The sequence below is a fragment of the Qipengyuania aestuarii genome (genome assembly GCF_019711535.1).
In the GTDB taxonomy this organism is placed as follows: domain Bacteria; phylum Pseudomonadota; class Alphaproteobacteria; order Sphingomonadales; family Sphingomonadaceae; genus Qipengyuania; species Qipengyuania aestuarii.
The window spans coordinates 140,202-152,472 of sequence record NZ_JAIGNP010000001.1; the positions used below are offsets into that span (position 1 = coordinate 140,202).

The 12,271-nt window shown below is 60.0% G+C and carries 10 protein-coding genes; 4 read left to right on the forward strand and 6 right to left on the reverse strand.

Annotated features, from left to right (window positions below):
* Nucleotides 1-165 precede the first annotated feature (165 nt).
* The 3 genes from K3175_RS00715 to K3175_RS00725 form a co-directional block, all read right to left on the reverse strand.
* A complete protein-coding gene (locus K3175_RS00715) occupies nt 166-1,137 on the reverse strand; it encodes a M48 family metalloprotease (protein ID WP_221541463.1) in 972 nt (323 codons plus the stop codon).
* A gap of 89 nt (nt 1,138-1,226) precedes the next feature.
* Nucleotides 1,227-2,015 carry a SapC family protein gene (locus K3175_RS00720; protein ID WP_221541464.1) on the reverse strand — a complete coding sequence of 263 codons (789 nt, stop codon included), beginning with the start codon at nt 2,013-2,015 and terminating at the stop codon, nt 1,227-1,229.
* A gap of 83 nt (nt 2,016-2,098) precedes the next feature.
* Nucleotides 2,099-3,547, reverse strand: a complete 1,449-nt coding sequence (locus K3175_RS00725) for an FAD-binding oxidoreductase (protein ID WP_221541465.1) — start codon at nt 3,545-3,547, stop codon at nt 2,099-2,101.
* Between the two features lie 189 nt (nt 3,548-3,736).
* Here K3175_RS00725 and K3175_RS00730 point away from each other — a divergent pair, with 189 nt between their 5' ends.
* Both K3175_RS00730 and K3175_RS00735 read left to right on the forward strand, forming a co-directional pair.
* Nucleotides 3,737-4,288 (forward strand): hypothetical protein, encoded by a 552-nt coding sequence (locus K3175_RS00730; RefSeq protein ID WP_221541466.1) that lies wholly within the window; start codon nt 3,737-3,739, stop codon nt 4,286-4,288.
* Nucleotides 4,289-4,410: 122 nt separating this feature from the next.
* Nucleotides 4,411-5,745, forward strand: coding sequence for a DEAD/DEAH box helicase (locus K3175_RS00735; protein ID WP_221541467.1), 1,335 nt, complete (start codon nt 4,411-4,413; stop codon nt 5,743-5,745).
* Between the two features lie 58 nt (nt 5,746-5,803).
* Here K3175_RS00735 and K3175_RS00740 read toward each other — a convergent pair whose 3' ends face one another.
* Nucleotides 5,804-8,116 (reverse strand): ATP-dependent helicase, encoded by a 2,313-nt coding sequence (locus tag K3175_RS00740; protein ID WP_221541468.1) that lies wholly within the window; start codon nt 8,114-8,116, stop codon nt 5,804-5,806.
* Between the two features lie 116 nt (nt 8,117-8,232).
* Between K3175_RS00740 and K3175_RS14115 the strand changes: the two genes are divergently transcribed.
* Nucleotides 8,233-8,841 (forward strand): hypothetical protein, encoded by a 609-nt coding sequence (locus K3175_RS14115; protein WP_247710607.1) that lies wholly within the window; start codon nt 8,233-8,235, stop codon nt 8,839-8,841.
* An 85-nt stretch (nt 8,842-8,926) separates the two neighbouring features.
* Here K3175_RS14115 and rsmD read toward each other — a convergent pair whose 3' ends face one another.
* Nucleotides 8,927-9,472, reverse strand: coding sequence for a 16S rRNA (guanine(966)-N(2))-methyltransferase RsmD (gene rsmD / locus K3175_RS00750; protein WP_221541469.1), 546 nt, complete (start codon nt 9,470-9,472; stop codon nt 8,927-8,929).
* Nucleotides 9,469-10,236 (reverse strand): pseudouridine synthase, encoded by a 768-nt coding sequence (locus K3175_RS00755; RefSeq protein WP_221541470.1) that lies wholly within the window; start codon nt 10,234-10,236, stop codon nt 9,469-9,471. The genes rsmD and K3175_RS00755 overlap by 4 nt, the downstream gene beginning before the upstream one ends.
* A gap of 293 nt (nt 10,237-10,529) precedes the next feature.
* Between K3175_RS00755 and K3175_RS00760 the strand changes: the two genes are divergently transcribed.
* A complete protein-coding gene (locus K3175_RS00760; RefSeq protein ID WP_221541471.1) occupies nt 10,530-12,269 on the forward strand; it encodes an AmpG family muropeptide MFS transporter in 1,740 nt (579 codons plus the stop codon).
* Nucleotides 12,270-12,271 lie beyond the last annotated feature (2 nt).

The window sequence follows — 12,271 nt, forward strand, 5'->3', positions numbered from 1 at the left end:
AAGGTTCAGGGAGGTGGCGCGAAAAGATCGCGCCGCAACCGGGCCCGTCATGAGGGGAAAACGACCCCGGCTTTTCATAAGTAAGCACTACAAAGCGTGGTTCAATATCAACCGCCCACACGACATGCGGATTATCGCAAGTAGGGGCCACTCTGACCGCGTCGATCAGATTTCGTTCAAAAGCGGCTTGAAGTGGATACGCCAATCCACCCGCGCATCACCGGTGTGCGACCTGATCCGATTCACTGCTTCGACTTGAGTTTGGATCAGAGAAACGCGTTCATCCCAGCCGTCATGGCTACGACTGCGGAAAATGCCTCCCGAATGGCGTGGTCCGTATCTTTGCATCATGCGACTAGCAGCCCCCGGGTCATACCCGGCATTCGCCAGAAGCCAAGGCATCAAGCGATCGGCATCTCGTTCGGAATTGCGGCCACGGTTTCCGGAGCGGCCGTTTTCAATCAAGAATTCAATGTGGTTCAGAACATTGTGCGCCATTTCGTGAGCCAGAACGGCAGCCAATTCATCATCGCTATACGCTAGACCCGGAAATCGGTCTCCCACCAGAATACGAGTGCCATCTGCCAGAGCGCTGTCACTCTTCGATAGCAATTCCACTTGGGACTTGCAGACCTTCGCAACCTCAAGATCGGCACGTTGAACACCCGTATCTGAAGAAGACCATTCTACTGTTACGCTTCCACTGCTGGCGGATGCAGATATCTTGCGTCTGATGTCGAGCGCACGCCGCCAGGTCTCCTCCAGATCTGGCTGAAAGGAAACGACTGGCTGTCCATCAATCGCGATAATCGTATCATTGATTTTAATGCCGGCAACGGATGCAGGTGAATAGGGGGCGACAGCCTGAACGCCGATATCGCCAACCAATCCGAACTCTTCTCTGACCCGATTGGCGTCGTCGTACGCTCCAGCGTCGTGGATCAAGAAACCGAGTGTTGGTTCCGTCCGGTCGCAGTAAGGCGCATTCGCCGATGCCAGGCGGTACCCTATTTCATAAAGCCGGACTTCTTTGTCCTGAAATGTTTGTAGCGGCGATGCCAAGGAGGCGCTCGCTCTACCCGGTCCGCCCATTGCTGGGTTGCAGGCTGCGATCAGAACCAGCGCAGGCAGAATCAATAACCGGTGACCCGAACGCGTCCCTGATAGCCGAAGCAGGCCAAGAGGGCGGGAAATCTGACGTCGGGTCACCGGCTAACTTCAATAAATCAGTTGGGCAGGTTCGCTTGTGATGTAGGCTGCGGAGCCGAGCCTTGCTGCATCTGCCTCGCGAAGATGACCCGCATCAGTTCGAGAGAATAGATGTGGGCATGGATCAGCATGAGGAGACCGTTCTTGTTCCAGGCTTCCAGCTTTTCGGCACTGACCTCGCGGAGCTTTTCTTGGTCGACCATCTGGAACCCGCGATATACGAAGGGCTTGTCGGTGTCCTGGCGCTGAATGGCAACTTCGCCATCCATGAGAAGACCGGCTTCCTTGATTTCAGCGAGAAAGGCTTGAGTGCGCTGTGCTGCTTGTTCGAAATGTTCGCAGAACTCCAGGACACGTTTGGTGGCATCCGTGGTATTGCCCTCGTCGTCGAACAGGCGCTCTCCATCAGCGAATTCGCCCAACGCTTCGCTGGTGGGGTCAAACATCAAGGAAAGCTCGGTCGCGTCCTTCTGAAGCTTCGCCAGCATGAAGGGGTAGCGGCGGATGTAGGCTGGAAGGTAAACCTGTTCGGTCACCTTGCCGCTTTCATCCACGAAAGTGTTCACGCCTTCGTTGAGGCCCATGAGCGCGAGGGGAAGCGGATTCTCGCCGCTGGAAAACACAATCGGGAAATTACGCTGGGCCTGGACAAATTCGTCGACAGTCAACGGAATGGCATGTGCTTTGGAAAGCCACGGAGCGCTGTCGATCATGCGCGAGCGATAGTTCTTATGATCCCGGCTGTTCAACGGCATGAGATCGTTGAAGAACAAAGGCAATTGGGGCTGCTGCGGCGCGCTGGCCATGAATAATCTCCGACAAGTCTTTTAGAATAAAACTGATTTGGCGAACCATACCGATAGCGGCATTACGCGCCGGACCGTGGGCCTTACGTAGTTGCAGCTTGTTTCGCAAGCGGCACCAGTTTCCCGGGATTCATAATGCCCTTTGGATCGAGTGCGGCCTTTATGTTCCGCATGAGTGCCAGCCTTGCAGGGTCGCCCAGCCGTCCCAGCTCATCCCGCTTAACCTGCCCAATTCCGTGTTCCGCGCTGATGGAGCCTCCCCATTGCGAAACTTTATCATGTACGAACCCGCTGACTTCCTTCGCCTCGCCTGCCTCCCAGCGTTGCGGGTCGGCTCCCTTCGGCGCGAGGACATGAAAGTGCACGTTGCCGTCGCCGAGGTGGCCAAATGCAACGGTCGTCGTCCCTGGGAAACGGTCTTCGATTTCCGGCGATACTTTCTCAATGAAGTCGGCCATCAGCGGAACCGGAATCGCAATGTCGTGCTGCATGGCAGGACCGATCGCTCTTTCTGCCGGGGCGATCGAATCCCTCAGTAACCAGAATGCCTCTGCTTGCGTTTCATTGGCGGAGATAACGGCATCTTCAACAAGATCTGCCTCGAATGCCGAAACCATCAAGGCTTCCGTTTTCTGCGTGAGAGGTTCGCTTTCGCCTTGGATTGCGGTCAGCTCGATCAACGCATGCCAGGGATACTTCTCGGCGACCGGACTACGCGCGTCGGGAAGGTGGGCGAGCACCGCCTCGAGGCTATGATTCGGTAAGACTTCGAATCCTTCCAAGAAGTCGGGGGCTTGGGCCTCGCAATGGAGCAGCAGCTCTCGCGCCTTTTGAATCGATGTGAGGCCTGCCCAGATGACGCGCCGATCGCCGATTTGTGGCAAGAGCTGCAATGTAGCTGCGGTCACGATGCCCAATGTCCCTTCGGAGCCAATGAGCAATTGCTTCAGGTCGAAACCGCGGTTGTCTTTCTTCAGCGGGGTAAGCGTGTCGAGCACGGAGCCGTCGGCCATGACCGCTTCCAGCCCCAGCACCTGAGCGCGCATCGTCCCGTGCCGCAATACCTGTGTGCCGCCAGCATTGGTCGATATCAGTCCGCCAATAGTGGCGGATCCTTTTCCTCCGAGGGTGAGGGGAAAGCGAAGGCCTTGTTCGGCAACCCGTTCGTGGAGGGTCTGGAGAATGACGCCTGCACCACACGTGATCTGGCGCGCCTTCACGTCAAATGCACCAAAATCATTCATACGGCGGAGGGAGAGGATGAGGCTTTTGCCGGTGGTATCGGGGGTGGCGCCGCCGGACATGCCGCTGTTGCCGCCCTGGGGAACGATCGGCACCTCGTGTGCGGCGCATAGCTTGACCAGCGCGGACACCTCCTGTGTGCTCGCTGGAGAGGCTAGGCCAAGCGCCTTGCCGGTGAACCTGCCGCGCCAGTCGGTTAGCCACGGGTCCAGCAATTCGGGATCGGTCGTGAAGCCGCGCGGACCGAGCAAATCGGCCACGGCCGCAAGGAAAGAGGGATCGCGGGTCATGCGCCCCGAATGGCATAAAGCGATGGGGGAAGTCACCCTATTGCCAACGCCTGCCAATCAATTAAGCCGGTATTCAAGGATGCGAGGGTAGGGCGACAGTCACGAAGCCATCCTGCTGTCTTCGGTGCCGCCAAGGGAACTCTGACACTTCTACGCATGCCAAGCTTGCCCTTCTTTCTTGCACCTGTCGTGCTGCTGCTGCCCCTGACGGTAGAGACCGGCGCTGATCCCTCCGCCGAGGAGGTCCGCCCGGAGCAGGCGCAGCAGATTCGCGACCGGCGGATGTCACCGCTGCCTCTGGCTAGGGAAGCGCCGGCCTGGTCGCCGTTGTTCGAGGGTATCGGCCCCTCTACAAACGAGCAGGTCCGGATCGAGCGGCGCATCATCTTGCGCATTTCGCCCGCCCGCGGGCCAGTACGCCAGAATCTTACCGCCAGCTCATCCCAGGCGAGTCCGCGCCGGCGATTGGTAGAACGGCCCTATGCCAAATGCGTGGATAGCGAAGATATCGGCGGCGTTGCCGACCAAGGCGATCGCCTGGCCATGTTTACCCATGACCGCAGGACGCTCCTGGCCAAGCTCGAAAAGGGCTGCAGCCCGCGCGATTTCTACCGCGGCTTTTATATGGAGCGCAGCGACGATGGAAAGATCTGCATCAATCGCGACCGGCTACTGAGCCGGGCAGGGGCCAAATGCCAGGTGACACGGTTCACGCAATTGGCTGTCGAACCCGTCGACTGAGGCGGTTTTCCTTGACTTGAGGCGATGAATTGGCGATGGGCGCCCTCGCTAGAGGCCGCCTTGGCGCGGCCTTTTCTGGTATTTTCTGATATTTTTCCTGAAAAGGGGCAATCGTTAGCCGCATGAGTTTTGCCGATCTCGGCCTTTCCGCAGACCTGCTCAAAGCCGTCGAAGAGGCCGGCTACACCGAGCCGACTCCGATCCAGGCACAGGCCATCCCGCCGGTACTGATGATGAAAGACATCATCGGCATCGCGCAGACCGGTACTGGCAAGACAGCCAGTTTCGTCCTGCCGATGATCGACATTCTTGCGAGCGGCCGCCGCCGTGCTCTGATGCCCCGCAGCCTCATTCTCGCTCCGACGCGGGAATTGGCCGCCCAGGTCGCCGAAAATTTCGAGAAATACGGCAAGAATCACGATCTCAAGCTCGTGCTGCTGATCGGCGGCGTGCAGATGGGCGATCAGGTCAAGGCGCTTAACGATGGCGTCGATGTCCTGATTGCGACCCCGGGCCGCCTGATGGACCTGTTCGAGCGTGGAAAAATCCTGCTCAATGGCTGCGAGCTGCTCGTCATCGACGAAGCCGACCGGATGCTGGATATGGGGTTCATTCCCGATATCGAATTCATTTGCGACAAGCTTCCCGAAACACGGCAGACCATGCTGTTTTCGGCGACCATGCCGCCGCCGATCGAAAAGCTGGCCAAGAAGTTCCTCGACAATCCCAAGCGGATCGAAGTGAGCCGGGCAGCCACCACCAACAAGGACATCACCGCATTCAAGATCCCGGTGGAGCCGCGCAAGAAGCGTGAGACGCTGCGCTGGTTGCTCCGTAACGATCTGGTGGAAACGGCGATCATCTTCGCCAATCGCAAGACCACCGTGCGCGAGCTCAACCAGAGCCTGCAGCGTCACGGTTTCGCAAGTAGCGAGATCCACGGCGACATGGATCAGTCCAGCCGGATCCAGGAACTGGAGCGATTCAAGGCGGGCGAGGTCAACATCCTTGTCGCGTCTGATGTCGCGGCGCGCGGACTGGATGTGAAGGGCGTAAGCCACGTCTTCAATTTCGACACACCCTGGCACCCGGACGATTACGTACATCGGATCGGCCGTACGGGGCGGGCAGGGGCCAAAGGCCGCGCATTCACCTTCGTGACCGGCGAAGACGCGGAAGCGATCCAGAATGTCGAAAAGCTGACCAAGACCCCGATTGCCGTCTTCGGCAAGAAGGATGTCCGCGTCGAACTGGTCGAAGCGCCCAAGGAAAAGCCCGTCAGGGAAAAGCGCGGCGATCCGGAAGAAGCGCCCGCCAGATCGCGTCGCAGCCGGGATAGCGAACCGGAAAAGAAGGCGAAGCGTTCTTACCGGGACAACGATCGCGATGACGGCCCAACCGCGCCGGGCGAATGGAACGGCCCGCGCCCAAGCTTCCTGGACGTTTCCGCGCTTTAAGGCGCGGAAATTCTGCCTCAGAATTCCATTCAGGAGATCAGGGCAAAAGGCTTGCCGCTTATTCGGCGGCGAGCTTTACGAAGCTGTCTAGGACCCGCTTCGTGCCGGACTTCTCGAATTCGATTTCCAGCTTGTTGCCTTCCTGATCGGTGACGAGGCCGTAGCCGAATTTATCGTGAAACACCCGCGCGCCGATGCTGACATCGGTGCGGGGTTTTGCCGCGAAACTCGCCGCGCTTTTCCCCGATTCCGCCAATCTTTTAGGCGCCGTCTCATAGCCGCTTGCCAGTGCGCGCTGCCAGCCGGGCCCGCGCGCCGTGCTGCGGTCCGGACGTGCGGTTGAAACATGGGCGAAGGGATCTTCGGTTTCGGTCCAGTTCGCGCGCCACAGGGACGCGCCGCCGCTCATCGTGGTTTCGCTTTCCACATGTTCATCCGGCAGCTCGCCGATGAACCTGCTGGGTATGGAGCTGGTCCATTGCCCATAGATGCGCCGGTTCGCGGCGTGGAAAATGGTACAGCGGCGCTTGGCGCGAGTGATCGCGACATAGGCCAGCCGTCGTTCTTCCTCGAGACTGGCGAGCCCGCCTTCGTCGATCGCCCGCTGGCTGGGGAACACGCCTTCTTCCCATCCGGGCAGAAACACGTGATCGAATTCCAGCCCCTTCGCGGCGTGCATGGTCATGATGGTGACCTTTTCGCCATCGTCGGCGCGGTCATTGTCCATCACCAGGCTAACATGTTCGAGGAAATCGGTGAGCGTTTCGTACTCTTCCATCGCCCGCGCAAGCTCGGACAGGTTTTCCAGCCGCCCGGCGCTTTCCGCGCTGCGATCTTTCTGCAGCATTTCCTCGTAACCGCTTTCCACCAGAACCGTGCGCAGCAATTCGGAAGGGGTGACCTTTCCTGCCATTTCGCGCCAGTGGACGAACTGGCTGAGCAGGCCGACCAGAGTGTTGCGCGCGCGGGCAGGCAGTTCATCGCTATCGGCGAGATCGAGCGACGCGGCCGCGAGCGGTTGCTGCGTGCGGCGGGCGTGGCGGCGCATCGCTTCGAGCGTCTTCGCACCGAGCCCGCGCTTGGGCTGGTTGTATATCCTTTCGAACGCCAGATCGTCTGCTGGCTGGGCGATTGTGCGCAGATAGGCGAGGGCGTCGCGAATTTCGGCGCGCTCGTAAAAGCGGAAGCCGCCGACGATGCGGTAATTGAGGCCGATCTGAATGAAGCGGTCTTCGAACTCGCGGGTCTGGTACTGGGCGCGCACCAGAATGGCTACCTGATCGAGCGGGGCGCCTTCGCTTTCCAGCCGTTCAATCGCCTCGCCCACCCGGCGGGCCTCTTCCGGGCCGTCCCAGATGCCGACGACGCGCACCTTTTCTCCCGCGGGAAGCTCGGTCCACAGTGTCTTGCCCAGCCGTTCGCTGTTGGCATCGATCAGGCCGGAAGCCGCCGCCAGGATTTGCGGTGTCGACCGGTAGTTCTGTTCCAGCTTGATGACCGCCGCGCCGGGGAAATCCTTTTCGAACTTCAGGATATTGGCCACTTCGGCTCCGCGCCAGGAATAGATCGACTGATCATCGTCGCCCACCACGCAGATATTCTTGTGTGCCTGTGCCAGCAGGCGCAGCCACAAATACTGGACCTGATTGGTGTCCTGATATTCGTCCACCAGGATGTATTTGAAACGCTGCTGATACTGCGCCAGCACATCGTGATGCTGGCGGAAGATGTTGAGCATATGCAGCAGCAGGTCGCCGAAGTCGCAGGCGTTCAGCGCTTTCAGGCGGTCCTGGTAAAGCTTGTAGAACTGCGCGCCGCGCCCGTTGGCATAGGCTTCGTTTTCAACCGTATCGAGATCGCCCGGATTGAGCCCGCGGTTCTTCCAGCGATCGATCAGACCGGCCAGCTGGCGGGCAGGCCAGCGTTTTTCATCTAGATCCTGCTCCTGGATGAGCTGTTTCAGCAGGCGCAGCTGATCATCGGTATCGATGATGGTGTAATTGCTTTGCAGGCCCACGATCTCGGCATGGCGGCGCAGCATCCTTGCACCGATCGAATGGAAAGTGCCGAGCCAGGGCATGCCTTCGACCGCATCGCCGATATGACGGCCCACGCGTTCGCGCATCTCGCGCGCGGCCTTGTTGGTAAATGTGACACAGAGAATTTCGCTCGGCCAAGCCCTGCGGGTGGCAATCAGATGCGCCAGCCGGGCGGTGAGCGCGGCGGTCTTGCCAGTGCCAGCCCCCGCCAGCATCAGGACCGGGCCTTCAGTGGTCAGCACAGCCTGTTTCTGCGGCTCGTTCAGGGTAGCGGCATAGGCTGGAACGTCGGCATTTCCGGCGTTTTCGAGCGGGGTCGATAGGTCTGGCATTGTGTCAGAACAACTAGGGAACGCAGCCTCGCTGTACAACCCCCCGGGGGCGTCTTCGGAACAATCAGCCGTCCCGCCGCGTACTAGGCTCAAGGTCAACGTCAGGAGACTAGATTATGAAAAGTATCATTTTTGCCAGCGCCGCAGCCCTTACTTTTGCTGCCGCCCCCGCAATTTCCCAAGATATGGCTGTCACTGCAGATGGTGAGGCCTATGTTCTTACCGACGCCCAGACCACGATGTACGAAGGATGGCCAGCAGACCGCCGTGGCGCTTACGATGCGTGGCCCAGCGACGTTCAGGAATATTACTGGACCCTGGAGCCGACCCAGACCGAAGCGTGGTGGGTGCTTACCGATCCCCAGCGTGTCCGCATCTACGAGATGACTCCGGAACAGCGCACGATGGCTTGGCAGCAGATCAACGCCCAGATGTCGGGCATGAACAATTCCAGCACCGCCGCGACCGCCAGAACCTCGGCAGCATCTGCCAGTTCCATGTCCCCGCGCTTCGTGAGCAGCGAAGTCGTCCAATCGACGCCGGCGGACGCAGGTCCTCCGACCGGAGACCTCCCGATCTGTTCGGCCGACGAACAGGATAATTGCATTAATGCGTGGGAAGCCGGCAAGCGTGGTGCAGGCGTAAACCGCCCTCTCGAATATTGGCCGGGTCGTCCGGCAAGCGAAATTAACGAGCCGCTTCCGGCAACACGTCCGAACAACTAACCCTACATGTAGGTTTGCAGAGCGATCTGCAGAAAGAGAATAGGGCTGGGCTGCATATGCGGTCCCGCCCTTTCTTTTTGGGGGGCTAGTCTTTCAATCGTAACAGCGTGAGCTTCGCCTTGCCGACGACCCGCTCGCTTTCGATCTCCAATGCCTTGACCGCAATATCTTCGTCCTTGCGGGTTTCCAATGCGATCCAGCTGGCGCTACCGATCCAGCCGAGCCGCGCCATCCGGTCGAGAGCTACCTGACCGGCGCCGGTGTCGTAGGGCGGATCGAGCAGGATCAGATCATGCGGCACTTTTGCAGGGGCGAGGGCCATGACCGAGCCTTGCTGGACCTGGGTCCGGGTACGTGCATCGAAAGTGTCGATATTGGCTCTGATCGCCTTCACCGCCTCGCTTTCCTGCTCGACGAAGAGGCAGGAGGCTGCGCCGCGCGAAAGGGCTTCGAGGCCCAGCGCGCCGGACCCGGCGAACAGATCGACCACCGAGATGTCGTCAAAGCTGCCGAGGCGACTGGCGAGCATGCTGAACAGGGTCTCGCGCGTGCGGTCCGATGTCGGGCGCGTGAGGTCTCCCTTGGGCGCGACGATATTGCGCCCGCGCCAGTCGCCGGCAATGATCCTCACGAACGGCCTCCGCGCGCCAGCTCCCGCTTGAACCCCTCGACATCGCCGCGCTTGATCTCGACCGCCTGCCCGCGGGGCAAATCGCCAAGATGGAAGGGGCCGTAGCCGATGCGTAGCAAGCGGTTCACTTCGAGCCCGAGATGCTCCAGAATCCTGCGGACTTCGCGGTTCTTCCCTTCGCGCAAAGTCATTTCGATCCAGCGGTTGCGGCCCGACCCGCGTTCGAGATTGGCCTCGACCTGGCCGTAGCGGACTCCGTCGATCTCGACGCCTTCGATCAGTTCGTCGAGCTGCGCCTGGGTGATGTCGCCGAATGCCCGGGCACGGTAGGTGCGCGGCACGCCGGTCGACGGCAGCTCCATCGCGCGCTTCATTTCGCCGTCATTGGTGAGCAGCAGCAGCCCCTCCGTGTTGAAGTCGAGACGGCCCACCGGCATCACCCTGCCGGCATCCTTGGGCAGGGCATTGCGCAGCGCGGCATAGATTGTCGGCCGTCCCTTGGGATCGTGTTCTGCCGTGATAAGGCCCGACGGCTTGTGAAAGGCGAACAGCCGCGTCGCCTCGGCTTCACCCACGGGCTTGCCGTCGACACTCACGCCGCGAAGGCTCTCCAGCTTGATCGCCGGCGTGTCGAGCACCTTGCCGTTGAGCGAAACACGCCCGTCGGCGATCATCCGCTCGATCTCTCGGCGGCTTGCAACGCCAGCGCGGGCGAGCAGCTTGGCGATCCGGTCGCCGGCTTCGGGAAGTCTGTTTTCGGCCATGACAGCGCGGTTAAGCTTTCCGCAGGAAGCGCGCAAGGCTTCCTCGTGCCGCAATGCGCAGCGGTCTTCTTCGCTTAGAGTGGATGACCATAACTCGGTCCTGACGGAGCATCGCCCCACAGGCCAAAGCAGCAAGCGCCGGTTCAGCCAGCCGTGAGTATTTTGACCCCCTCTATAACGACATACGTTCATCGCCATCTGGCTGCGGCTAAGGAACTCCCATTGCGCCTGTTCCTTTCTCTATCCAGGCGCTAGTGTCGCAAAAAATACGATAAACGGAAGGACGCTCTTGCATGGCCGAAGCGGCAGAAAAGAAAAAGAAATCCGCGCTCAAAGTTCTCGGCCTTGCGCTTACGAACCGGAAAACGGGCTTCATGCTACTATTCGGTTTCGCCAGCGGTCTGCCCTTTGCTCTCTTTCTCGGCACCTTGTTCGCGTGGCTTACCGAGGCGGAGGTCGACCTCGAGACGATGGGTATCTTCAGCCTGATCGGTCTGGCCTATGCCTTCCAGTTCCTCTGGTCTCCGCTGATCGACAAGGTCAATATCCCCGTCCTACGCAAACTGGGACGACGCAAGCAGTGGATCGTCCCAATGCAATTGCTGCTGGGCGCGATTCTTGTGACCATGAGCATACTTGAACCACGAACCCAGCTCGGTTGGTTCAGCCTTTTGGCGGGCATTGGCGCTTTTGCCAGTGCCACGCAGGATATCGCGATCAATGCCTGGCGCATCGACGTTGCCGACGAACGCGCGACCATCGACATCCTCTCGACCGTCTATCAGATGGGTTACCGGCTTTCTTCTCTGGTCGGCGGCGCGCTAGGCCTCATCATCGCCGCGCGCATCGGATGGCCGGAAACCTATGCGCTGATGGGGGCGATTCTCCTGTTTGTCGGCTTCATCGGTCTGTGGGCTCCGAACGCGGACGAGGAAGCGTCTGACGTCGCCAATGAAAGCGAGCTGCAGGTTCGCGCCTTGCGAAAGGCCGGCGAACTCGCGCCGAAGGTCCGCAATCGTGCCCTGGCTCTAGTGGGCCTTCTCTGGGCTGGGGCGATCGGTGTGGTGCTCGCCTTCATGATTATGTCGATGACCTATGCGCCGGAAGATCGGCCTAACCCGACCGAATTTACCGTAAATGTCGGTCCGTGGATCATTGTGGCGACCATTATCCTGCCTGCCCTGATTGCGGGCTGGCTCGCATCGCAAAAGAAGCAGGGCAAGCATTTGCTCACCGTGGACGAAGCGCCCGCGACCGGAGGCGCGTTTGCGCTCGATCATCTCTATCGCGCGCTGGTTCTGCCTTTGGTCGAATTTGTGGGGCGTATGGGGTGGTCGCTGGTGCTGATTCTCGCCGTGGTTCTGACCTATCGCATCTGCGATGCGATCTGGGGCACCTTTGCCTATCCTTTCTATCTGGGCGAGCTTCAGTACACCAATGACGATGTTGCCTTCGCGTCCAAGTTCTTCGGCGTTGGCGCAATCATCGCAGGCCTCGCTTTGGGCGGACTGATGCTCACCACGATCGGGCGGATGGCGACGCTGCTTATCGGCGGCATTCTCGCCGCGCTTACCAATCTGCTCTATGCGGATATGGCTGTTGGGGGCGCGAACATGCAGGCGTTCAGCGACGCGATCGGCTTCACCTATCTGATCGAGCAGGTGCCCGGCATCGGCGATGCGGCTCTGGCAAGGCTGACGATCACCATCGCTTTCGAAAACCTTGCCATCGGGATTGCGGGTGCCGCCTATATTGCCTGGCTGTCGTCGATTGTGTCGAAGAAGTTCAGTGCCGTCCAATACGCTTTGCTGTCGTCGCTTACGCTGCTTGTGGGTACGCTCGGGCGCGGCGCTCTTGGCGAGATGATCGAGAACCAGGGCTATTACGACGTCTTCATTCTCACGACCTGGATCGGCCTTGGCGCCGCGGTGCTGGTGTGCCTTGAATGGTACCGCGAGAGCCGCGGCAAGCGGAACGCCGGGATCGTGGCGCCCGAAGCCGGGGAGAGCGAGGCGGAGACCTCCGCCGCCTGACG

Coding starts and splice junctions, on each gene's coding strand:
- K3175_RS00720 (WP_221541464.1), bottom strand. CDS start 2,015: ATGGCCAGCGCGCCGCAGCAGCCCCAATTGCCTTTGTTCTTCAACGAT.
- K3175_RS00725 (WP_221541465.1), bottom strand. CDS start 3,547: ATGACCCGCGATCCCTCTTTCCTTGCGGCCGTGGCCGATTTGCTCGGT.
- K3175_RS00735 (WP_221541467.1), top strand. CDS start 4,411: ATGAGTTTTGCCGATCTCGGCCTTTCCGCAGACCTGCTCAAAGCCGTC.
- K3175_RS00740 (WP_221541468.1), bottom strand. CDS start 8,116: ATGCCAGACCTATCGACCCCGCTCGAAAACGCCGGAAATGCCGACGTT.
- K3175_RS14115 (WP_247710607.1), top strand. CDS start 8,233: ATGAAAAGTATCATTTTTGCCAGCGCCGCAGCCCTTACTTTTGCTGCC.
- K3175_RS00755 (WP_221541470.1), bottom strand. CDS start 10,236: ATGGCCGAAAACAGACTTCCCGAAGCCGGCGACCGGATCGCCAAGCTG.
- K3175_RS00760 (WP_221541471.1), top strand. CDS start 10,530: ATGGCCGAAGCGGCAGAAAAGAAAAAGAAATCCGCGCTCAAAGTTCTC.